This window comes from Anaerofustis sp. NSJ-163 (genome assembly GCF_024135845.1).
GTDB lineage: Bacteria > Bacillota > Clostridia > Eubacteriales > Anaerofustaceae > Anaerofustis > Anaerofustis butyriciformans.
This window is the reverse complement of record NZ_JAMYJV010000006.1, coordinates 116,993-138,418: the sequence shown is the minus strand read 5'-3', so window position 1 is coordinate 138,418 and position 21,426 is coordinate 116,993. Positions and strand designations below refer to the sequence as shown.

At 31.8% G+C, this 21,426-nt stretch carries 37 protein-coding genes; 36 read left to right on the top strand and 1 reads right to left on the bottom strand.

The genetic code is table 11. The features are described from left to right. Positions 1-3 precede the first annotated feature (3 nt). The 35 genes from rpsS (at position 4) to M6G78_RS09075 (ending at position 19,654) form a co-directional block, all read left to right on the top strand. Positions 4-285, top strand: coding sequence for a 30S ribosomal protein S19 (rpsS, locus tag M6G78_RS09245; RefSeq protein WP_138268598.1), 282 nt, complete (start codon positions 4-6; stop codon positions 283-285). A 22-nt stretch (positions 286-307) separates the two neighbouring features. Further along, positions 308-643: a 50S ribosomal protein L22 gene (rplV, locus tag M6G78_RS09240; protein WP_138268597.1), complete on the top strand. Its 336-nt coding sequence runs from the start codon at positions 308-310 to the stop codon at positions 641-643. 16 nt (positions 644-659) lie between these two features. Beyond that, positions 660-1,301 carry a 30S ribosomal protein S3 gene (gene rpsC / locus M6G78_RS09235; RefSeq protein ID WP_138268596.1) on the top strand — a complete coding sequence of 214 codons (642 nt, stop codon included), beginning with the start codon at positions 660-662 and terminating at the stop codon, positions 1,299-1,301. 34 nt (positions 1,302-1,335) lie between these two features. Further along, the gene (gene rplP, locus M6G78_RS09230) at positions 1,336-1,773 is read left to right on the top strand and encodes a 50S ribosomal protein L16 (protein ID WP_138268595.1); all 438 of its coding nucleotides are present in this window, start codon (positions 1,336-1,338) and stop codon (positions 1,771-1,773) included. Further along, on the top strand, positions 1,773-1,973 hold the full coding sequence (rpmC, locus tag M6G78_RS09225) for a 50S ribosomal protein L29 (RefSeq protein WP_138268594.1): 201 nt from the start codon (positions 1,773-1,775) through the stop codon (positions 1,971-1,973). The genes rplP and rpmC overlap by 1 nt, the downstream gene beginning before the upstream one ends. 20 nt (positions 1,974-1,993) lie before the next feature. After that, entirely contained in the window at positions 1,994-2,248 is a 255-nt protein-coding gene (gene rpsQ / locus M6G78_RS09220; protein ID WP_007050812.1) for a 30S ribosomal protein S17, read from the top strand. A 29-nt stretch (positions 2,249-2,277) separates the two neighbouring features. Next, the gene (gene rplN, locus M6G78_RS09215) at positions 2,278-2,646 is read left to right on the top strand and encodes a 50S ribosomal protein L14 (RefSeq protein ID WP_138268593.1); all 369 of its coding nucleotides are present in this window, start codon (positions 2,278-2,280) and stop codon (positions 2,644-2,646) included. Between the two features lie 13 nt (positions 2,647-2,659). Beyond that, complete coding sequence (rplX, locus tag M6G78_RS09210; RefSeq protein ID WP_138268592.1) at positions 2,660-2,968, top strand: 50S ribosomal protein L24; 309 nt, start codon at positions 2,660-2,662, stop codon at positions 2,966-2,968. 16 nt (positions 2,969-2,984) lie between these two features. After that, positions 2,985-3,527, top strand: a complete 543-nt coding sequence (gene rplE, locus M6G78_RS09205; protein ID WP_138268591.1) for a 50S ribosomal protein L5 — start codon at positions 2,985-2,987, stop codon at positions 3,525-3,527. An 11-nt stretch (positions 3,528-3,538) separates the two neighbouring features. Next, the gene (locus M6G78_RS09200; RefSeq protein WP_007050816.1) at positions 3,539-3,724 is read left to right on the top strand and encodes a type Z 30S ribosomal protein S14; all 186 of its coding nucleotides are present in this window, start codon (positions 3,539-3,541) and stop codon (positions 3,722-3,724) included. A 39-nt stretch (positions 3,725-3,763) separates the two neighbouring features. Beyond that, entirely contained in the window at positions 3,764-4,162 is a 399-nt protein-coding gene (rpsH, locus tag M6G78_RS09195) for a 30S ribosomal protein S8 (protein WP_138268590.1), read from the top strand. Positions 4,163-4,187: 25 nt separating this feature from the next. Then, on the top strand, positions 4,188-4,727 hold the full coding sequence (gene rplF, locus M6G78_RS09190; protein ID WP_138268589.1) for a 50S ribosomal protein L6: 540 nt from the start codon (positions 4,188-4,190) through the stop codon (positions 4,725-4,727). A gap of 12 nt (positions 4,728-4,739) precedes the next feature. Beyond that, positions 4,740-5,108, top strand: coding sequence for a 50S ribosomal protein L18 (gene rplR, locus M6G78_RS09185; RefSeq protein ID WP_138268588.1), 369 nt, complete (start codon positions 4,740-4,742; stop codon positions 5,106-5,108). A 17-nt stretch (positions 5,109-5,125) separates the two neighbouring features. Continuing rightward, complete coding sequence (rpsE, locus tag M6G78_RS09180) at positions 5,126-5,629, top strand: 30S ribosomal protein S5 (RefSeq protein ID WP_138268587.1); 504 nt, start codon at positions 5,126-5,128, stop codon at positions 5,627-5,629. 5 nt (positions 5,630-5,634) lie between these two features. Then, a complete protein-coding gene (gene rpmD, locus M6G78_RS09175; RefSeq protein ID WP_138268586.1) occupies positions 5,635-5,832 on the top strand; it encodes a 50S ribosomal protein L30 in 198 nt (65 codons plus the stop codon). A 16-nt stretch (positions 5,833-5,848) separates the two neighbouring features. Continuing rightward, on the top strand, positions 5,849-6,289 hold the full coding sequence (rplO, locus tag M6G78_RS09170) for a 50S ribosomal protein L15 (RefSeq protein ID WP_138268585.1): 441 nt from the start codon (positions 5,849-5,851) through the stop codon (positions 6,287-6,289). Between the two features lie 4 nt (positions 6,290-6,293). Beyond that, on the top strand, positions 6,294-7,550 hold the full coding sequence (secY, locus tag M6G78_RS09165; RefSeq protein WP_138268584.1) for a preprotein translocase subunit SecY: 1,257 nt from the start codon (positions 6,294-6,296) through the stop codon (positions 7,548-7,550). A 12-nt stretch (positions 7,551-7,562) separates the two neighbouring features. Continuing rightward, positions 7,563-8,210 (top strand): adenylate kinase, encoded by a 648-nt coding sequence (locus tag M6G78_RS09160; RefSeq protein ID WP_138268583.1) that lies wholly within the window; start codon positions 7,563-7,565, stop codon positions 8,208-8,210. Then, positions 8,210-8,959 carry a type I methionyl aminopeptidase gene (gene map / locus M6G78_RS09155; RefSeq protein WP_138268582.1) on the top strand — a complete coding sequence of 250 codons (750 nt, stop codon included), beginning with the start codon at positions 8,210-8,212 and terminating at the stop codon, positions 8,957-8,959. Before M6G78_RS09160 ends, map begins: the two co-directional genes overlap by 1 nt. An 8-nt stretch (positions 8,960-8,967) precedes the next feature. Continuing rightward, a complete protein-coding gene (locus M6G78_RS09150) occupies positions 8,968-9,237 on the top strand; it encodes a KOW domain-containing RNA-binding protein (RefSeq protein ID WP_138268581.1) in 270 nt (89 codons plus the stop codon). Positions 9,238-9,252: 15 nt separating this feature from the next. Continuing rightward, positions 9,253-9,477, top strand: coding sequence for a translation initiation factor IF-1 (gene infA, locus M6G78_RS09145; protein ID WP_138268580.1), 225 nt, complete (start codon positions 9,253-9,255; stop codon positions 9,475-9,477). Positions 9,478-9,505: 28 nt separating this feature from the next. After that, the gene (gene rpmJ, locus M6G78_RS09140) at positions 9,506-9,619 is read left to right on the top strand and encodes a 50S ribosomal protein L36 (protein ID WP_002509257.1); all 114 of its coding nucleotides are present in this window, start codon (positions 9,506-9,508) and stop codon (positions 9,617-9,619) included. Between the two features lie 123 nt (positions 9,620-9,742). Then, complete coding sequence (gene rpsM / locus M6G78_RS09135) at positions 9,743-10,108, top strand: 30S ribosomal protein S13 (RefSeq protein WP_138268579.1); 366 nt, start codon at positions 9,743-9,745, stop codon at positions 10,106-10,108. 46 nt (positions 10,109-10,154) lie between these two features. Then, positions 10,155-10,550 (top strand): 30S ribosomal protein S11, encoded by a 396-nt coding sequence (gene rpsK / locus M6G78_RS09130; protein ID WP_138268578.1) that lies wholly within the window; start codon positions 10,155-10,157, stop codon positions 10,548-10,550. A gap of 60 nt (positions 10,551-10,610) precedes the next feature. Next, complete coding sequence (gene rpsD / locus M6G78_RS09125; RefSeq protein ID WP_138268577.1) at positions 10,611-11,201, top strand: 30S ribosomal protein S4; 591 nt, start codon at positions 10,611-10,613, stop codon at positions 11,199-11,201. Positions 11,202-11,255: 54 nt separating this feature from the next. Next, positions 11,256-12,203 (top strand): DNA-directed RNA polymerase subunit alpha, encoded by a 948-nt coding sequence (locus M6G78_RS09120; RefSeq protein ID WP_138268576.1) that lies wholly within the window; start codon positions 11,256-11,258, stop codon positions 12,201-12,203. Positions 12,204-12,228: 25 nt separating this feature from the next. Then, the gene (rplQ, locus tag M6G78_RS09115) at positions 12,229-12,576 is read left to right on the top strand and encodes a 50S ribosomal protein L17 (RefSeq protein WP_138268575.1); all 348 of its coding nucleotides are present in this window, start codon (positions 12,229-12,231) and stop codon (positions 12,574-12,576) included. A 124-nt stretch (positions 12,577-12,700) separates the two neighbouring features. Continuing rightward, complete coding sequence (locus tag M6G78_RS09110; RefSeq protein WP_253230216.1) at positions 12,701-13,534, top strand: energy-coupling factor transporter ATPase; 834 nt, start codon at positions 12,701-12,703, stop codon at positions 13,532-13,534. Next, the gene (locus tag M6G78_RS09105; RefSeq protein WP_138268573.1) at positions 13,525-14,364 is read left to right on the top strand and encodes an energy-coupling factor transporter ATPase; all 840 of its coding nucleotides are present in this window, start codon (positions 13,525-13,527) and stop codon (positions 14,362-14,364) included. Before M6G78_RS09110 ends, M6G78_RS09105 begins: the two co-directional genes overlap by 10 nt. A gap of 10 nt (positions 14,365-14,374) precedes the next feature. Next, positions 14,375-15,190, top strand: coding sequence for an energy-coupling factor transporter transmembrane protein EcfT (locus M6G78_RS09100; protein WP_138268572.1), 816 nt, complete (start codon positions 14,375-14,377; stop codon positions 15,188-15,190). Beyond that, positions 15,190-15,924: a tRNA pseudouridine(38-40) synthase TruA gene (gene truA / locus M6G78_RS09095; RefSeq protein ID WP_253230215.1), complete on the top strand. Its 735-nt coding sequence runs from the start codon at positions 15,190-15,192 to the stop codon at positions 15,922-15,924. Before M6G78_RS09100 ends, truA begins: the two co-directional genes overlap by 1 nt. A gap of 160 nt (positions 15,925-16,084) precedes the next feature. Continuing rightward, on the top strand, positions 16,085-16,525 hold the full coding sequence (gene rplM / locus M6G78_RS09090) for a 50S ribosomal protein L13 (RefSeq protein ID WP_138268570.1): 441 nt from the start codon (positions 16,085-16,087) through the stop codon (positions 16,523-16,525). 9 nt (positions 16,526-16,534) lie between these two features. Further along, positions 16,535-16,927 carry a 30S ribosomal protein S9 gene (gene rpsI, locus M6G78_RS09085; protein WP_253230214.1) on the top strand — a complete coding sequence of 131 codons (393 nt, stop codon included), beginning with the start codon at positions 16,535-16,537 and terminating at the stop codon, positions 16,925-16,927. Between the two features lie 164 nt (positions 16,928-17,091). Then, positions 17,092-18,726, top strand: a complete 1,635-nt coding sequence (locus M6G78_RS09080; RefSeq protein ID WP_253230213.1) for an Ig-like domain-containing protein — start codon at positions 17,092-17,094, stop codon at positions 18,724-18,726. 100 nt (positions 18,727-18,826) lie between these two features. Further along, positions 18,827-19,654, top strand: a complete 828-nt coding sequence (locus tag M6G78_RS09075; protein ID WP_138268567.1) for a prephenate dehydratase domain-containing protein — start codon at positions 18,827-18,829, stop codon at positions 19,652-19,654. Between the two features lie 9 nt (positions 19,655-19,663). On the opposite strand, the gene M6G78_RS09070 is transcribed toward M6G78_RS09075, so the two are convergent. Further along, a complete protein-coding gene (locus M6G78_RS09070) occupies positions 19,664-20,095 on the bottom strand; it encodes an HD domain-containing protein (protein ID WP_138268566.1) in 432 nt (143 codons plus the stop codon). A 150-nt stretch (positions 20,096-20,245) separates the two neighbouring features. On the opposite strand from M6G78_RS09070, the gene M6G78_RS09065 reads away from it, so the two are divergent. Then, complete coding sequence (locus M6G78_RS09065; protein ID WP_138268565.1) at positions 20,246-21,412, top strand: aminotransferase class I/II-fold pyridoxal phosphate-dependent enzyme; 1,167 nt, start codon at positions 20,246-20,248, stop codon at positions 21,410-21,412. Positions 21,413-21,426 lie beyond the last annotated feature (14 nt).

The window sequence follows — 21,426 nt, the reverse complement described above, 5'->3', positions numbered from 1 at the left end:
GAGATGAGTAGATCAACTAAAAAAGGCCCTTACGTGGATGAAAGACTTCTAAAAAGAATAGAAGCAATGAATGAAAGCGGCGATAAACAAGTAGTAAAAACTTGGTCTCGTGATTGTACAATCTTCCCTCAAATGGTAGGACATACCGTAGCAGTTCATGACGGTAGAAAACATGTTCCAATCTTTGTTGTTGAAGATATGGTAGGACATAAATTTGGTGAATTTGCACCAACAAGAACATTCAGAGGCCATGCAGGCGAAAAGAAAACTGGAGTTAAAAAATAAGGCTTAATAGGAGGAAAAGTAAATGGAAGCAAAAGCAACTGCAAAATATTTAAGAGTTTCACCTATTAAGGTAAAAAGAGTTGCTTCTTTAGTAAGAGGTAAAGATTTAGGCGAAGCTATTAATATTTTAAAACTTACAGGTAACAAACCTGCAAGAGAAATCGAAAAAGTAGTAAAATCAGCAGCAGCAAATGCTGAAAATAATCATGATATGGACGTTACAAAGCTATATATCTCTGAAATTAGTGCTAATCAAGGACCTACACTAAAAAGATTTAGAGCTGGTTCTCAAGGTAGAGCGTCTATGATATTAAAAAGAAGCTCACACATTAGTGTAGTTCTTAAAGAAAGAGCATAAGGAGGAGAAAATCTAAATGGGTCAAAAAGTAAATCCACATGGTTTAAGAGTTGGCGTAATCAAAGATTGGTCTTCAAGATGGTATGCTAAAGATAAAGACTTTGGAGACTTATTAGTAGAAGATTACAATATTAGAAAATATATTAAAACAACACAATACAATACAGGTATTTCAAGAATCGAAATCGAAAGATTCGGTGAAAAAATTAAAATCTTTATCTATACAGGTAAACCTGGAAAGATTATTGGTAAAGCCGGTTCAGGTATTGAAGCTGTAAGAAAACAACTTCAAAAAATGACAGGCAAAAATGTTTATATCAACATTATCGAAGTAAAAAATGTTGACTGTGACGCTCAATTAGTTGCTGAAAACATAGCAGCACAACTTGAAAGAAGAATTTCTTTCAGAAGAGCTATGAAACAAGCTATCGGCAGAGCCTTAAGAGGTGGCGCTGAAGGTATTAAAACAAGCGTTTCAGGAAGATTAAACGGTGCTGAAATGGCTAGAACTGAACAATATAGTGATGGAAACGTGCCACTTCAAACATTAAGAGCCGACATCGACTATGGTTTTGCGGAAGCAGATACAACATACGGTAAACTCGGTGTAAAAGTTTGGATAAACAAAGGCGAAGTTCTTCCAACTAAAGGTGAATAATCAGTATTTCAATTAAGGAGGATAAATAACAGTTATGTTAATGCCTAAAAGAGTAAAACATAGAAAAGTACATCGTGGCAGAATGAAAGGAAAAGCTACGAGAGGTAATAAAATAACTTACGGTGAATACGCTATTCAAGCATTAGAACCAGCTTGGATTACTTCAAATCAAATTGAAGCAGCCCGTATCGCCATGACAAGATATATCAAAAGAGGCGGACAAGTTTGGATTAAAATTTTCCCAGATAAGTCTGTAACAAAGAAACCAGCCGAAACTCGTATGGGTAAAGGTAAAGGTGCTCCAGAATATTGGGTAGCGGTTGTAAAACCAGGTAGAGTTATGTTTGAACTTGCTGGTGTAAATGAAGAAACAGCAAGAGAAGCTATGAGACTTGCTCAACATAAACTACCAATCAAGACAAAATTTATCACTAGAGCAGAACAAGAAAAATTAGTAGGTGGTGAAGCATAATGAAAGCGCAAGATATTAGAAATATGAGTGAACAAGAATTAAATAATCAACTTATCTCTTTAAAAGAAGAATTATTCAATCTACGTTTTCAACATGCAACAGGACAACTTGATAATCCTTTAAAAATTAAGGAAGTTAAGAAAGACTACGCTAGAGTGAAAACTGTGCTTAGAGAAAGGGAATTACAAGCTAACGCTTAGTAATTTTTAGGTAGGATAATATGGAAAGAGGAAATAGAAAAGTAAGAATTGGTAAGGTTGTTTCAAACAAAGGTGATAAAAGCATCGTTGTTGCTATTGAAACAATGGTAAACCATCCATTATATAAAAAGCGTGTAAAGAAAACAACTAAGTTTATGGCTCATGATGAACAAAACATGTGTGATGTTGGCGATATTGTTAAAATTATGGAAACAAGACCACTTAGCAAATCAAAACGTCATAGATTAGTTGAAATCGTAGAAAAGGTTAAATAGCCTTTCGGCGTTTTAAGGAGGTTTAAAGAATGATACAACAAGAAAGTAGATTAAAAGTAGCTGATAACAGTGGTGCAAAAGAACTATTATGTATCAGAGTTCTTGGAGGAAGCAAAAAGAAAACTGCTAACATCGGTGATGTTATCGTAGCAAGTGTTAAAAGTGCTGCTCCAGGCGGAATGGTAAAAAAAGGTGATGTTGTAAAAGCTGTTATCGTTAGAACAGTAAGCGGTGTTAGAAGACCAGACGGTACTTATATCAAATTTGATCAAAACGCTGCTGTTATATTAAAAGAAGATAATCAACCAAGAGGAACACGTATTTTCGGACCTGTTGCTAGAGAACTTAGAAGTAAGAAATTTATGAAAATCGTTTCACTAGCTCCGGAAGTACTATAAGGAGGCTTTTATAATGCATGTAAAGAAAGATGATAAAGTAATTGTTATTTCTGGTAAAGATAAAGGAACTATTGGCAAAGTTATAAAAAGCTTTCCAAAAGAAAACAGAGTAATAGTTGAAAATGTAAATGTAAGAAAAAAACATTTAAAAGCAACAAATCAAATGCAACAAGCAGGTATTGTCGAAGAAGCATGTCCTATTGATGCTTCAAACGTTTTATTATACTGTGACACTTGCAAAAAAGGTGTTAGAACAGGTGTAAAAGTTAACGACGGCAAAAAAGAAAGATACTGCAAAAAATGCAATGCAACTTTTAAATAGTAGGGGGCAGTAATTAATGAGTAGATTAAGAGAAAAATACAAAGCTGAAGTTATAAATGCACTTACTGAAAAGTTCGGCTATACAAACGTAATGCAAGTACCAAGACTTGAAAAAATCGTTATTAACATGAGATTTGGGGATTGTAAAGACAACTCTAAACAAATGGAAGCAGCTGCAAACGAACTTGCTTTAATTTCTGGACAAAAACCAGTTATGATTAAAGCAAAAAAATCAGTATCAAACTTCAAATTAAGAGAAGGTATGACAATCGGTGCGAAAGTAACACTTAGAGGTGAAAGAATGTATGAATTCGCTGATAGACTTCTAAATGTTGCTATTCCAAGAATCAGAGACTTCAGAGGTGTAAATCCAAAGAGTTTTGACGGAAGAGGAAATTATTCTTTAGGTATTAAAGAACAACTTATCTTCCCTGAAATTGATTATGATAAAATTGAAAAATTAAGAGGAATGGATATCGCATTCGTTTCTTCAGCAAATACAGATGAAGAAGGCTATGAATTACTTAAATTAATGGGTATGCCTTTCAAAGAAGCATAGGAGGATAAGATATGGCTAAAAAAGCAATGGTAGAAAAGCAAAAAAGAACACCAAAGTATTCAACAAGAGCATATACAAGATGTAAAATATGCGGAAGACCTCATGCTTACCTAAGAAAATATGGTATTTGTAGAATATGTTTTAGAGAACTTGCTTACAAAGGTGAAATCCCTGGCGTAAAGAAAGCAAGTTGGTAGAAATAATTTTAAAGAAAGTAATTAAGGAGGTTTTCTAATATGTCTATGACAGATCCAATTGCGGATATGCTAACTAGAATTAGAAACGCAAATAACGCAGGACACAAAGATGTAATGGTTCCAGCTTCTAATATTAAAAAAGCTATCGCAAACATTTTATTAGAAGAAGGTTATATAAAGAAAGTAGATTTTATAGAAGATAATAAACAAGGCATGCTTAAAATTACTTTGAAATACGGTCAAAACGGTGAAAAAGTAATCGCAGGCTTAAAGAGAATTTCTAAACCAGGTCTTAGAATTTATGCTTCAAATGAAGACTTACCAAAAGTTTTAAATGGTTTAGGGGTAGCAATTATATCAACTTCAAAAGGCGTTATGACAGATAAATTAGCTAGAAAAAATAACGTTGGCGGCGAAGTAATATGCTACGTATGGTAGAAAAAATAGGAGGAAGAAATAGATTATGTCTAGAGTAGGAAATGCACCTGTTAATTTACCAGCTGGAGTTGATGTAAAAGTTGACGAAAATAACGTAGTTACAGTAAAAGGCCCAAAAGGTGAATTAACACAAGCTATAGATAAAGATATCATTATTGAAATTAATGATAATGTTTTAGAAGTAAAAAGACCTAGTGACGACAAAAGACATCGTTCACTTCATGGTTTATCAAGAGCTTTAATTCAAAACATGGTAATTGGTGTTACTAATGGTTTTGAAAAGAAACTTGAAATTGTTGGTGTTGGTTACAGAGCACAAAAACAAGGTAAAACATTAGTACTTAGCCTTGGATATTCTCATCCAGTAGAAATGGAAGATCCAGAAGGCATCGAAACTGTTGTTGAAGGACAAAACACAGTTATCGTTAAAGGTATTGATAAACAATTCGTTGGCGCACATGCTGCTAATATCAGAGCTAAAAGAAGTCCTGAACCATACAAAGGTAAAGGTGTTAGATATGCTGACGAAAGAGTAAGAATTAAAGAAGGAAAATCAGGTAAATAGGAGGGCGAATAGATGATATCAAAAGTTAATAAAAATGAAATCAGAAAGAAAAGACATCTTAGAGTAAGAAATAAGATTAGCGGCACTCCTGAAAGACCAAGACTAAATGTTTTTAGAAGCAATAAGCAAATTTATGCTCAGCTTATTGACGATGTAAACGGAGTAACTCTTGCAGCTGCTTCAAGCTTAGATGCTACAATCAAAGAAGAATGCGCTAAGTTACCAAAACTTGAAAGTGCAACATTGGTTGGTAAAGAAATCGCTAAAAATGCTAAAGAAAATAACATTAGCGAATGCGTTTTCGATAGAGGCGGATATGTATATGAAGGTAGAGTAAAAGCTCTAGCTGAAGGTGCAAGAGAAGCTGGACTTGAATTTTAAGGAGGCTAAAGGGAAGAATGAATAAAAATTTTAATCCTGAAGAATTAGATTTAAAAGATAAAGTTGTTGCCATAAACAGAGTAACAAAAGTTGTTAAAGGTGGTAGAAATTTCCGTTTTAGTACTCTTGTAGTAGTAGGCGATGAAAACGGCCACGTAGGTGTAGGCCTTGGTAAAGCCATTGAAATTCCTGAAGCAATCAGAAAAGGTATTGCTGATGCTAAAAAGAACATGATTGAAGTTTCTTTATCAGGCACAACAATTCCTCACGAAACAATCGGAAGATTTGGTGCCGGAAAAGTGTTAATGAAACCGGCTGCTAAAGGTACAGGAGTTATCGCTGGTGGTCCTGCCCGTGCAGTAATCGAACTTGCTGGAATCAAAGATATCAGAATTAAATCTTTAGGTTCAAACAATGCAAGCAACATGGTAAAAGCCACATTAGCAGGTTTATCTGGTTTAGTAACAGTTGAAGAAGTTGCTAAAAAAAGAGGTAAGACTGTAGAAGAAATCTTAGGATAAGGAGCGTGAGAGAATTGGCTGGAGAAAAACAATTAAAGATTACGCTTAAGAAAAGCTTAATAGGTAGAAATGAAAAACAAAGAAGAAGTATTGAAGCTTTAGGACTAAGAAAAATCGGTCAAAGCGTTGTAAAACAAGATAATCCTCAAATGAGAGGTATTTGTCAAAAAATGGACTTCATGTTAGACGTTGAAGAAATATAATAGGGGGTTAGCAATAATGAGATTACACGAGCTAAAACCTGCTGAAGGTTCAACAAGAAAGACTATTAGAAAAGGTAGAGGTACAGCTACAGGCAGAGGTAAAACTGCAGGTAGAGGTCAAGACGGACAAAAATCACGTTCAGGCGGCGGAGTAAGACCTGGATTTGAAGGTGGTCAAATGCCACTAACAAGAAGAGTTCCTAAAAGAGGTTTCTCTAACTATCCTTTCAAAAAAGAATTTGCTGTTGTTAATCTTGACAGATTAAATGAAATTGAAAAAGACAGCGTTGTAACTAATGATCTTTTAAAAGAACTAGGTATGGTTAAAAATAAATATGAATATGTTAAAGTTTTAGGAAACGGAGAAATTACTGTTCCTTTAACTGTTAAAGTTGATAAAGTAAGTAAATCAGCTAAAGAAAAAATAGAAGCAGCAGGCGGGAAAGTAGAGGTATAATAGAATGCTTACAACTATCAAAAATGCCTGGAATATCCCAGAATTAAGAAAAAGAATTTTATTTACACTTGCTATGCTTTGTATCTTTAGACTTGGCGGTTTTATAACCGTTCCGTTTATCGATACAGCTGCAGTAGACTCAATGGTAAATAACAATTCAATGTTCGGACTTTTAAATATTATCTCTGGTAATAACTTTAGAACATTTTCTATTTTTGCTATGTCAATTACACCTTACATCAATGCATCAATTATTTTGCAATTATTGACAATAGCTATTCCGGCGTTAGAGAGACTTTCTCACCAAGGAGAAGAAGGAAGAAAGAAAATCTCTTCTTATACAAGATATTTGACTGTTGTTTTGGCATTAATTCAAGCACTTGGAATTTCATTTAGTTTTAAAGAAATTTTAACTAGTGATTCAGCACTTGCAATGGTTATGGTTGCACTTGCAATAACAGCTGGTACAACATTCTTAATGTGGCTTGGAGAAAATATAACTGAACATGGTATCGGTAATGGTATATCAATTCTTATCTTTGCCGGTATTATAGCTAATATTCCATCAGCTTTAGGTTACTTGTATGAACAAGTAACTTCTGGTGCGATTAGTTCAGTAATGCTTATACTATTCTTAGTATTCGCTATTTTAGTTGTAGCGGGAGTTGTAGAAATAAATCAAGGAGTTAGAAAAATTCCTGTTCAATATGCAAAAAGAGTTGTTGGTAGAAAAATGTATGGTGGACAAAATACACATATTCCTCTAAAGATAAATCAATCAGGGGTTATGCCTATTATCTTCGCCAGTGTAATTACAATGTTCCCATCAACACTTGCATCTTTCTTCCCTAACTGGGGATTTTCAGCATGGCTAAGCAAAGCCTTAGCATGGGGAGGAACAGCTTCTACTATACTTTATATAGTGTTAATAATATTCTTCACATATTTTTACACTATTGTTACATTTAATCCTGATGATGTTGCTAAAAACTTAAAACAATACGGTGGATTTATTCCAGGTATCAGACCCGGTCATTCTACGATTGTTTATTTAAAAAGAACATTAAACAGACTTATGGTTGCCGGAAGTTTATTCCTAGTTGTTATAGCTGTACTTCCTATTATCGTAGGTAATGTAATGGATTTAAGTTTACAATTCGGTGGTACAAGTTTGCTTATCGTTGTAGGTGTTGCTCTTGAAACTGTAAATCAATTAGAACAACAAATGATTATGAGAAACTACAAAGGTTTCTTAAAATAGTAGGTGATTAAAATGAAATTAATACTTTTAGGCCCTCCAGGAGCTGGAAAGGGCACACAAGCAAGCAAGATTGTTGATAAATATAATTTAGTTCATATTTCTACAGGAGATATTTTTAGAAAAAATTTAAGTGAAAATACTCCTCTTGGTCAAAAAGCAAAAGAATATATGGATAAAGGTTTGCTTGTTCCTGATGATGTAACGGTTGAAATGGTTGAAGATAGATTATCTTGGGATGATATAGAAGGAAGCTATATGCTTGATGGTTTCCCAAGAACAATTTCTCAAGCAGAATCTTTGGATAAAATTCTTGAAAAAAATGGTGAAAAATTAGATTTGGCCCTTTGTATCGAAGCAGATTATTCACTACTTACAAAGAGAATTACTGGCAGAAGAATGTGCAAATGCGGTGCAACTTATCATGTAGAATTTCAACCACCAAAAACTGCAGGTATTTGCGATAAATGCGGTGGAGAATTATACCAAAGAGACGACGATAAAGAAGATACTGTAGTAAAAAGATTGAAAGAATATGAAGAAAAGACACAACCTCTAGTAGATTATTATAAAAAACAAAATATACTAAAAACAGTAAATGGGTCAAGAACAGTTGAAGAAGTATTTGAAGATATTTCAAAAATTCTTGATGAGTGTAAATAATGATTATATTAAAATCAAATCATGAAATAGAGCTTATGAAAAAAGCCGGAAAGATAACAGCAAAGGCTCATGAAGCTGTAAAAAAATATATTAAACCTGGTATGAGCACTCTTGAATTAGATAAGATAGTTGAAGATGTTATCTTATCTAATAATGCTATACCAACATTCAAAGGCTATATGGATTATCCAAGAAATATATGTGCATCAGTTAATAATGAAGTTGTACATGGAATTCCAAGCAAAGATGTTATCATTAAAGATGGAGATATAGTTAGTGTTGATATCGGAGCGACTTATGAAGGTTATGTTGGAGATCAAGCGAAAACTTTTATGGTAGGCAATGTGTCTGAAGAGGCAAAAAAACTTGTAGAAGTAACAAGACAAAGCTTTTATGAAGGTTTGAAATTCGTAAAAGAAGGATACAGAATAAGTGATGTATCAAGAGCTATTCAAGATTACGCTGAAAGTTATGGTTTTAGTTTGGTCAGAGATTATACAGGTCATGGAGTTGGACAAAACATGCATGAAGATCCTTCAGTTCCAAATTATGTTGGAATGAGAAAAGGTCCAAGACTTCAAAAAGGTATGACTATAGCCATTGAACCAATGGTTAATCAAGGAACATACGATGTTCATGTTTTGGATAATGGTTGGACAGTTGTTACCGATGATGGTAAACTTTCTGCCCATTATGAGCATTCCGTAGCTGTTACGGATGGTGAACCCATAATTTTAACTTTATTATAAGGTGAAATATGAAATATGAAATAGGCGATTTGGTGTTATCAAAAGCCGGAAGAGATAAAGCAAGTTTTCTAATTGTGGTTGGTGTTTTGGATGATAAAATGGTTTTTCTTGCTGATGGAAAATCAAGAAAAATAGAAAAGCCGAAACTAAAAAAAATTAAACATATTTCCAAAATAAATGTAAAAAGTACATTAATTTGTGATAAAATAAAATGTAATGAAAAAATTCCCAATGCACTTATTAGAAAAGAAATTGAGAGAATTAAAGAAGAATTGTAGGAGGATGTGTTTTAAGTGAGTAAAAGTGATTATGTGGAAGCAGAAGGAATTGTTGTTGAAGCAATGCCTAATACTACTTTTAAAGTAAAGTTGGATAACGGACACGAAATTACAGCACATATATCTGGAAAATTAAGAATGAACTACATTAAAATATTACCGGGAGATAAAGTAATTTTAGAAATTTCCCCATATGATTTAACAAAAGGTAGAATCATTTGGAGAGAAAAAGGTAAATAAAATTACTATATAGTAGGAGGAAAAAATAATGAAAGTAAGACCTAGTGTTAAGCCTATTTGCGAAAAATGCAAAGTTATTAAACGTAAAGGCAAAGTAATGGTTATTTGTGAAAATCCTAAACACAAACAAAAACAAGGTTAATTAATTTGGTATAAAGTATTTTGTCGCGGCTGGAATTTATCTGACAAAATCTTTTATATATATAAATTTTTAGAAAATAATAGTTAAACATTAAACTTAAAAAATCATACGGAGGTGCGATTGATGGCGAGAATAGCCGGCGTGGATTTACCTAAAGATAAAAGAGTAGAAATAGGTTTAACTTATATCTACGGAATTGGTCAAGCTACTTCTAATAATCTTTTGGCAAAAGCAGGAATCAATCCTGATACAAGAGTTAAAGATTTAACAGAAGATGAAGTTAACAAACTTCGTGCTCTTATTGATGAAGAAGTAACTGTTGAAGGTGACTTAAGAAGAGAAGTTTCACTTAACATAAAAAGACTAATGGAAATTGGTAGTTACAGAGGACTTAGACATCGTAGAGGATTACCTGTTAGAGGTCAAAAAAGTAAAACAAACGCTAGAACAAGAAAAGGTCCTAAGAAAACTGTAAGTAGAAAAAAATAAATAAATAGATAGATTATTATTCTCACAAATTAAGGAGGATTTAAAATTGGCTGCAAAGAAAGTAGTTAGAAGAGGAAAAAAGAGAGTTAAGAAAAACATTGAAAAAGGACAAGCGCATATTCGCTCTACTTTTAACAATACAATTGTTACTTTAACTGACGTTGCAGGTAATGCTTTGGCATGGTCAAGTGCCGGAGAATTAGGCTTCAAAGGTTCAAGAAAAAGTACTCCATATGCTGCTCAATCAGCTGCAACAGAAGCTGCTAAAAGAGCTATGGAACATGGTTTAAAAACTGTTGATGTATTTGTAAAGGGACCTGGTTCAGGTAGAGAAGCTGCAATCAGAGCACTTCAAGCTGCTGGACTAAACGTTATTTCAATTAAAGACGTTACTCCTATCCCTCACAATGGTTGTAGACCACCTAAACGTAGAAGAGTCTAATTTGGGTTAGTTAAATTTGTATTATAAAGAATTGAAAATTTGTAGGAGGAAAAAATTAATATGGCTGTAGATAGAGTTCCTGTTCTTAAAAGATGCAGATCTTTAGATTTAGATCCTGTATATTTAGGAATTGATAAAAAGTCAAACAGACAAGCAAAAAGATCTGGTAATTTAAGCGAATACGGTCTTCAATTACGTGAAAAACAAAAAGCGAAATTCATTTACGGAGTATTAGAAAAACCATTCAGAAATTACTACAAAAAAGCTGAAAAAATGAGTGGTGCTACAGGTGAAAATCTAATGACTTTATTAGAATCAAGACTTGATAACATCGTTTTCCGTATGGGATTTGCTAGAACAAGACGTGAAGCAAGACAAATCGTTGATCATAAACATGTACTTGTTAACGGTAAACAAGTTAACATTCCATCATACTTAACAAAAGCAGGAGATGTTATCGAAATTAAAGAAAAACATAAAAAATCTCCAAGATATAAAGAAATTGTTGAAGTGACTGGTTCACGTGTAGTTCCTGAATGGCTAGATGTAGACATTGAAAAATTAAGCGGAACTATCAAAGAACTTCCTAAACGTGAAGCAATAGATGTTCCTGTAAATGAAATTTTAATTGTCGAATTATATTCTAGATAAGATATAGTTTTGATATATTGTTGGTTATATTTAAGGAATTGAGAGGTTTTATATATGTTAGAATTTCAAAAACCTAATATTGAGATTGCGGAAATTAGTGCAGATAGAACTTATGGTAAGTTTGTTGTAGAACCACTTGAAAGAGGATATGGTATGACAATCGGTAATTCTCTTAGAAGAATTATGTTATCATCATTACCTGGTGCTGCTGTAACAAACATTAAAATTGAAAATGTATTACATGAATTTGCTACAGTTGATGGTGTAGCAGAAGATGTATTGCAAATTATTCTAAATTTAAAAGAACTATCTGTAAAGTTACATTCTGATGGACCTGTGGATGTTCATATTCACGCTGAAGGAGAAGGAGAAGTAACTGCGGGAGATATAATTTGCGATAGCGATGTTGAAATTGTAAATCCTGATTTGCATATAGCTTCACTTATGAATGATGCTGTACTTGATATGACTATCACTATTGATAGCGGTACAGGATATGTTCCAAGCGAAAAAAACAAAAAGGAAGATATGCCAATAGGTACACTTCCGGTGGATAGTATTTTTACACCTGTAAAGAAAGCAAACTTTACTGTTGAAAATACAAGAGTTGGTAATGTTACTGATTATGATAAATTAAATATTGAAGTTTGGACAGACGGAACTATTTCTCCGGAAGAAGCTGTTTCACTTGCAGCAAAAGTAATCAATGACCATCTTCAATTATTTATAGATATGAATGCAAATTTACCAAATGCTAGTTTAATGGTTGAAAGAGAAGAAAACGAAAAAGAAAAAGTTTTAGAAATGTCAATTGACGAATTAGAACTTTCTGTTCGTTCAAGCAACTGCTTAAAGAGAACTAGTATAAATACGGTTGAAGAATTAATTTCAAGAAGTGAAGAAGATATGTCTAAAGTAAGAAACTTAGGTAAGAAATCTTTAAATGAAATTAAAAAGAAACTTGCCGAAATTGGTTTATCATTTAGACAAGGTGATGAATAGTAAACACTAATAAAGGAGGTTTATAATGTCAGGATATAGAAAACTTGGTAAAGCTAGTGATAAAAGAAAAGCTATGCTAAGAGGTTTAGTAACAGATACACTTAGATATGAAAGAATAAACACTACTCTATTTCGTGCAAAAGAAGCAAGAAAAATCGTTGATAAAATGATTACTTTAGGTAAACGTGGCGATTTACATGCTAGAAGACAAGCTCTTGCTTACATTTATGACAAACGTGTAGTTGATAAATTATTCAATGAAATTGCTCCAAAGTATGAAAACAGAAACGGTGGATACACAAGAATCTATAAACTTGGTGCAAGACGTGGTGACGGCGCTGAAACAGCGATTTTAGAGTTAGTAAGTGAATAATCTAATAAAATATAGTACAAAGGGACAGTATAAGCACTGTTCCTTTAGCTCTATATAATATATATTATAAATTTGTATAATTTGAAATTGTGTAAGTTTATAATATATATAAGAGAGAAAAAATATGAGCGAAATGATAGAAATAAAAAACGTTAATTATTCTTATAAGGATAATGAAGGAAAAACGATTGTAGAAGCATTGAAAGATGTTTCTTTTTGTGTTGAAAAGGGAAGTTTTGTTGGTATAATCGGAAGAAACGGTTCCGGAAAATCAACCCTTGCAAAATTGTTAAATGGTATTTTACTTCCTGAAAGCGGCGATATTTTAATTGACGGAATGAATACCAAAGATGAAAAAAAGATATGGGATATTAGACAAAAAGCCGGTATGATATTTCAAAATCCTGATAATCAAATGGTTGCAACAATAGTAGAAGAAGATGTTGCCTTTGGACCTGAAAATTTGGGGGTTGAGCCAAGTGAAATAAGAAAAAGAGTCGATGAAGCTCTTTTAAGCGTAAGCATGAGCGAATTTAAAGATAAAAAGCCTCACGAACTTTCCGGAGGACAAAAACAAAGGATTGCAATCGCAGGAATTCTTGCTATGAACCCTGAATGTATTATTTTGGACGAGCCTACAGCCATGTTAGACCCAAAAGGAAGAAATGAAGTAATTAATACAATCAAAAAATTAAATGAAAAAGGTACAACCATTGTTTTAATAACGCATTATATGGAAGAAGTAGTAAATGCAGACAAGGTAATAATTCTTGATAGAGGAGTAAAGGTCCTTGAAGATGAACCAAGGGAAGTTTTTGCAAAGGGTGATATTTTAAAAGAACTAATGCTTGAACCTCCATATGCTACTAAAGTTGCATATGAGTTAAAAAAACAAGGAAAAATAAAAAATGATAAAATCCTTACGTTAGATGAATTAGTGGAGGAAATATGTCAGTAAAAGTTGTAGATTTATGTCATACATACGGAAAAGACAGTATATTTGAGTTTAAGGCTTTAAAAAATATAAATTTTGAAGTTAATAATGGTGAATTGGTTGGAATTATAGGTCATACGGGAAGCGGAAAATCCACTTTGATTCAACATATAAACAGGTTATTAACACCCACAAGCGGGGATATATATTTAGATGAGCTTAATATAAATGAAAAAGGCGTATTAATGAAAGATATATGCTCAAAAGTAGGTCTTGTATTTCAATATCCTGAATATCAATTATTTGAAGAAACAATATATAAAGATATTGCTTTTGGTCCTAAAAATATAGGCATGGAAGATATTGACGGAGCAGTAAGAAAAGCAATGGATATGGTTGGGTTGGATTTTGAAACTTATAAAGATAAATCTCCTTTTGATTTATCGGGAGGTCAAAAAAGAAGAGTTGCAATAGCCGGTGTTATTGCTATGGACCCGGATGTACTTATATTGGACGAACCTGCAAGCGGACTTGATCCAGTGGGAAGAAAAGAGATACTTGATAATATATATAAACTTCATAAAGAAAATAATTTGACAACTTTTTTAGTATCTCATTCAATGACAGACGTATGTGAATATGCAAGTAAAATAATGGTGTTTTCTTCGGGAGAATTAAAACTTTATGATACACCAAGAGAAGTTTTTAAAAATGTTGAACTTTTAAGAAGCATAGGTTTAAATGTTCCGGAAGGAAAAGAACTTATGTTAAAACTTAAAGAAAAAGGAATTAATGTAGATACAAACTTATTTACATTTAATGAAGTAATAAAAGAAATAGAAAAAGTTATTTAAGGGGATAAATATGTTAAATGATATTACAATAGGACAATATTATCCAACCGGATCGATGATTCATAAATTAGATCCGAGAAGTAAAATAATGGCTACTTTTTTGTATATGATTTTACTTTTTTTTGTTAAATCTTTTATTGGATTTTTGGGAATGTTTATTTTATTGTTAATTCCTTTAATTATTTCAAAAGTTCCGGTAGGATATCTTCTTAGAGGTTTAAAAGCACTGATTATTATTATTTTATTTACCGTTTGTCTTAATATGTTTATGACACCCGGTAATGTAATATATCAATTAGGTTTTTTAAAGATTACCGATAAAGGACTTCATAACGCCATATTAATGGCTGTAAGGCTTGTTTTGCTTGTTACGGGTACTTCTTTATTAACACTTGTAACATCGCCTATATCTCTTACTGATGGCTTAGAAAGACTAATGAAAAAAGTACCTTTATTAAAAAAATATGCACATGAACTATCTATGATGATGAGTATTGCACTTAGATTTATTCCAACACTTATGGAAGAAACAACAAGGATTATTAATGCCCAAAAATCAAGGGGTGCAGATTTCGAAAGCGGAAATCTTATAAACAGAGCAAAAGCTTTTATTCCGGTTTTAATTCCTTTATTCTTATCTGCTTTTCAAAGAGCAGAGGATTTAGCTCTTGCAATGGAAGCAAGGTGTTATACCGGCGGAGAAAACAGAACAAGAATGAAAGAATTAAAGTATACAAAAAATGATTTTTATACTTATTTATATATTGTATTCATGATAATTTTTACAGTAGTAACAAATATTCTTTATACTAAGGGGATTATTTAATGAAAAATATAGTCCTTACAATACAATATGACGGTAAAAATTATGTTGGCTGGCAGATGCAAAATAACGGAATGAGTGTTGAAGAGAAAGTAAAGACAGCTGTTGAAAGTCTTGTAAAAGAAGAGGTTAAACTTTACGGAAGTGGAAGAACAGACAGCGGAGTACATGCATTAGGGCAAAGAGCAAATTTTTATACAAATTCTAATATATCCATAGATAAATTTCCTTATGGTATTAATGCATTTTTGCCAAAGGATATAAGGGTAATAGAGGCAGAAGAAAAAGATGAGAATTTTCATGCCAGATATGATACCACAGGGAAAGAATATATGTATTTAATTTATAATAACAGTATAATGAATCCTCTTTTTATAGGAAGGGCAACTCATGTTTTTTATAAACTTGATTTGGATAAGATGACTAGAGCCTCAAAAAAACTTATTGGTGAGCATGATTTTGCTGGATTTATGGGAAGTGGCAGTAATGTTAAAAGTACCATAAGAGAAATATATGATGTTAAAATAACTAAAAAAGATGATTTAATTATTTTTAAAATAAAAGGTAATGGCTTTTTATATAATATGGTAAGAATCATTGTTGCAAGTCTAATTGATATAGGAAGAGGAAGATTTGACGAAAATAGAATAGATGAAATCTTAGAAAGTAAAAACAGAAGCATGGCAAATGTTACGGCACCTGCGGAAGGGCTTTATTTAAAGGAAGTTTTTTACTAAAAACTTACATATTATAAAAAAATATATTGACATAAAAGGTAAAATAATCTAAAATATATAGGCTAGATATTTTTCGTGTATCGTTAGCCCCGTGCATGGAAAGTGTAGAGCAGATAATCTAAAATAAAAAATATTATACGTATTGTGGAGGTTTAACGAAATGTTAACAAAGTCAACTAGTATTGCTAAACCCCAACAAATTGATAAAAAATGGTATGTAGTAGATGCTGAAGGCAAAACACTTGGTAGATTATGTAGTGAAGTTGCAAAAGTATTAACAGGTAAAAACAAACCTTGTTACACACCTAATATTGATACTGGGGATTATGTAATTGTAATTAATGCAGAAAAAATTCATCTTACTGGAAATAAATTATTAGACAAAAAATATTACAGACACACAGGATATCCTGGTGGAAGAAAAGAAGTAATGTACAAAGATTTAATTGCTAATAAACCAGAATTTGTAATCGAAAAAGCAGTTAAAGGTATGCTTCCAAAAAATAAACTTGGAAGAGCTCAATTTAAGAAATTAAAAGTATATGCAGGTAGCGAACATGAACATGCAGCACAAAAACCTGAAGTACTTGATATTAAGTAGGAGGAATAGATGGCAGAACAAGTTATGGCTACAGGCAGAAGAAAAAATTCTGTTGCAAGAGTAGTTTTAAAACAAGGTAGTGGAAAGATAACTATTAATGGTAGAGATATAGAAGAATATTTCGGCGGTAATGATACACTTAAAGTAATTGTTAGACAATCATTAGTTTTAACAGATAATGCTGATAAATATGATATAAGTGTAAATGTATACGGCGGTGGAATTTCTGGTCAAGCAGGAGCAATCAGACATGGTATTTCAAGAGCTTTAGTTGCAGAAAATCCTGACTTAAGAAAAGAAGTTAAAAAAGCAGGTTTCTTAACTAGAGATTCAAGAATGAAAGAAAGAAGAAAATATGGTCTTAAGAAAGCTAGAAAAGCTCCACAATTTTCAAAAAGATAATATATTATATATATGGGAACAGCCTATGGCTGTTCTTTTTTTATTACGAAAATATAAATAGTCTGAATATTTTTAAATTGAAAAAGGGGGGGGTACTTTTTCCTACAGATATGGTAGGATATGAAAAATTTTGAAAAACATATTGAAAAAAAGTGAAGGGAATCATGAAAAGAATATTAAGTATATTTCTTACAGTGATGCTAGTATTTAGTATTATACCCCCTATTTATGCATCTAACGAAGAAAACGTTAATGCTACAAATATTACATTTAACAAAGATGAATTAGTATTAAACGGTATAGGAGAATCATTTAAATTAGAGGCAGCGATTGAGCCTGCGTCATATGATAAAGACTTAATTTACTGGAACAGTACTGATAAAAATGTTGCAAGTGTAGATGCAGATGGTGTTGTTGTTTCTTCAGGGGTTGGGACAGGTACTATTTTTGCAATGACAGCAAACGGTAAAAAAGCAGAATGTAAAGTAACTGTAAATGAAGTTAAAATTAATGGAGTTAATGTAATAGGTCCTGAAAGTATTTACATGGGTGGTGGAGATTATTACTTTATTAAATATTTACCTTCAAATACTACAGACAGATACGTTACTTTAACATCATCAAATGAAGATATTGTATCATATCCAAAATCATTCTACAGTTCAAACAGCTTTAAACTAACAGCAAAAAAAGTAGGTACTACAACAATAAAAGTTAACATGGGAAATGGTGTAAGTACATCTTTTGAAGTTAGTGTAAAACCTGTTATGGCAAGTTCTTTAAGACTTGATTACAGTACTTTAAATTTATTTAAAGAGGAAGAAAAAGTTGTAACATATGAAGTTTTGCCTAAGAATACAACTGATAAAACAGTAAAATGGGAAAGCATTAATCCTGAAATTGCAACAGTTGATAATAATGGTAAAATAAAAGCAATTAAAGAAGGGAAAACAATAATTACTGCAAGTACAGTAAATAATATTGTAAAAACAGTTGAAGTAAATGTTTCACAAAAAAAGGTAACAGGTATTTCTCTTGATAAAGAAAATGTAACATTAGATGTAGACGATACTGTAAAATTAAATGCATCAATTTATCCAATAGATGCTAAAAATCAAGATGTAAAATGGGAAAGTGAAAATATTAATATTGCTAATGTAGATGAAAATGGAGTTGTAACAGCTCAAAATTCAGGAAATACAAAAGTTAAAGCAATTTCTAAAGAAAATGGAAATATTGTTGCGGTTTGCAGTATTAACGTAAAAAAAGTAAAAACAACAAGTATTAAATTAAATAAAACAAGTGTACAATTAAATAAGTTAACTGATGTTGTATATTTAACAGGAGAAGTTTATCCTTCAAATGCAGATGATAAGACAATACAGTGGAGCAGTAGCAATACAAAAGTTGCAAAAGTTGAAAATGGTAAAATTACACCTGTTGCAGACGGAAGCGCTGTTATTAAAGCTGAAACAAAAGACGGAAAAATAGCATATTGCAATGTTAAAGTTAATCTACCAAAAAAGAAAATTACAGTTGGAAAAGTAAATTCATTAAAAATAGCAAGTGGAAAGAAAAGTGCAACAATCACAATTTCAAAAGCTTCAAATGCAAAATATTATGAAATTTACAGATCAACAAATACATCAACAGGATTTAAAAAAGTTGCAACTGTGAAATCAACAAAATATGTGAATAAAAAACTTACATCAAAGAAAACTTATTACTACAAAGTAAGAGCCGTAAACGGAAGTACAAAAGGTTCTTTCTCAAAAGTATATAAAGTAAAAGTAAAATAAAAAACATCCTTATGGATGTTTTTTATTTTACTTGCTATTGAATAAAATGTATATTTTTGATATCCTTTTTTATGGTAATTAAAAAATATGGAGAAAGAATTTGAGAAAATTAGCAGTACTTGGACCAAAGGGAACATTCAGCGATAATGCTTGCAGTTTATTTTTAAATGAAGAAAACGGAGATTTTGATGTAGTATATTATAATACCATTGATGAAACTTTTCACAGCATTGGTAAAGAATGCGATATGGGAATAATTCCAATAGAAAATACACTTGATGGATTCGTTCAAAGAACGCTTGATTTACTTCTTGAAATGGATGTTCATATTGTAAGAGAAATAAGTGTTCCTGTTCAGTTTTCTTTTATAGGTAACAGTGAAAATATCGAGCAAATAAAAAAAATATATGTACAATTTAAAACAAATGGTCAATGCAGAAAGTTTTTAGATTCGTTAGATGATGTAAATATTATTACAACCGACAGTAATATGGAATCTTATAATAACGTAAGTAAGGGGATATTGGCAGAAGGCGGTATAATACCTATGCATATGCTAAAATATGCAAATGCTAAATGTAAAATAGAAAATGTAACGGATGCATCTAATAATTTTACAAGATTTGTTGTTGTGGAAAAAGGTGAAAATGAATATGCGGCTCAAGAAAATAAGAATTTTAAAGTTCCAATGTATATTATGCCAAATATAGATAGACCCGGAATCCTTTTTGATATATTACATGAGTTTTCTATAAATAAAATAAACCTGGTTGCAATAATGTCTAGACCAACAAAGACAGATATGGGGAAATATAATTTTTATTTGGAGATTAATGGAGATTCCAATCAGATGGAAATTGTACAAAGATCTTTGGAAAACATTAGAAAAGAATACGGATTAAAAGTATTAGGATTTTATTCAATATAAAAGACCGATTTAGCGGTCTTTTTTTAATATGGCAAGTGCTTTCTTATATTTTTCTATCCTTTGTAAATCTTTGTTTGTAATTTTAGATAATCTTTTTACATCAAGATTATGTTCAAGATCTAAAATTTTAATTTTTTTAGCTAGTGTATTTGATTTAACTTTATTTATGTAAGAAAAATAATCTTCATTTCTTTTTCTTGTTAAACAAGATAAAGCATTTATTACATTTTCATTAAAGCCAAAGTCTATTAAATCTTTTTTTGTAATATTACTGTCTTCCATTACATCATGTAAAAGTGCAGTAATTATTTCATCTTCGCAATTTAGCATTTTTGCAATATGAATAGGATGGTTTATATAGGGCTTTCCACCTTTATCAAATTGATTTTCATGTGCTTTATATGCAATTTTCAGAGCTTTTTCTATGTTTTTATTTTGCATTTTATTACCTCTTTTATATTATATCATAAAAAAATTTGATTAAATTTGTGCATTAGTGGACTTTATTAAAAAAAACGAATATAATACATAGATATGGCATATATTTTGCTATATTATTTTGAAGCAAGTATCTGAATAGGAGGGGTAATAATGAAGTTTGCAGATAGAATGGATATGTTCCAAGAAGGGATTTTTTCCAAACTTGCTCATTTAAAAGAAGAAAAAATAAAAGAGGGAATGCATGTAATTGATTTAAGCGTAGGCGCTCCAAATATTCCGCCTGCAAAGCATATTGTAGATGCTTTAATAAAACAAGCCGGGAATTTGGAAAGTTATTTGTATCCTTTAAATGATAAAGAAGATTTAAAACAGGCTGTGAAAGTATGGTATAAAAATAGATACGGCGTTGATATTGATCCTGAAAGTGAAGTTACATCTTTACTTGGTTCACAAGAAGGTCTTGCTCATATAGCACTTTCAATAGTCAATCCTGGAGATACTGTTTTAGTTCCGGATCCATGCTATCCTGTTTTTGCCGACGGTCCAAGACTTGCAGGGGCAAAGCTATACTATATGCCTCAAAGAGAAGAGAATGGTTATATAATTGATTTAGACGAGATACCGGAGGATATAAGAAGAGAAGCTAAGTTTATGGTAGTTTCATACCCTAATAATCCAACAACAGCTATGGCGCCTGACAGCTTCTATAAAAAGCTAATAGCTTTTGCAAAAAAATATGACATTATTGTTCTTCATGACAATGCATACAGCGATTTGGTTTTTGACGGGAATACCTGTGGAAGTTTCCTTTGTTATGAAGGTGCAAAAGATGTAGGGGTAGAATTCAATTCTTTGTCAAAAACATATGGACTTGCAGGGGCAAGGGTAGGTTTTTGTATTGGTAATAAAGAAGTAGTTAAAAACTTATCAAATTTAAAGTCAAATATGGATTATGGTATGTTTTTACCTGTTCAAAAGGCGGCAATTGCTGCTATAACAGGAGATCAATCTTGTGTTGAAACCGTAAGAAAAGCATACGAAAACAGGAGAAATATTCTTTGTGACGGATTAAATGAAATAGGATGGAAAATGAATAGATGTCCTGCAACAATGTTTGTATGGGCAAAGATTCCAAGCAAGTATACTTCTTCAGAGAAATTTTGTATAGAACTTCTTGATAAAACCGGAGTTTTGGTTACTCCCGGAAGTGCTTTTGGACCATCGGGAGAAGGGCATGTGAGAATGGCACTTGTTCAAGATGAAGATGAGATGAAAAAAGCAATTGAAAGCATAAAAAACAGCGATATATTAAAATAAAATTTTGAATGTAC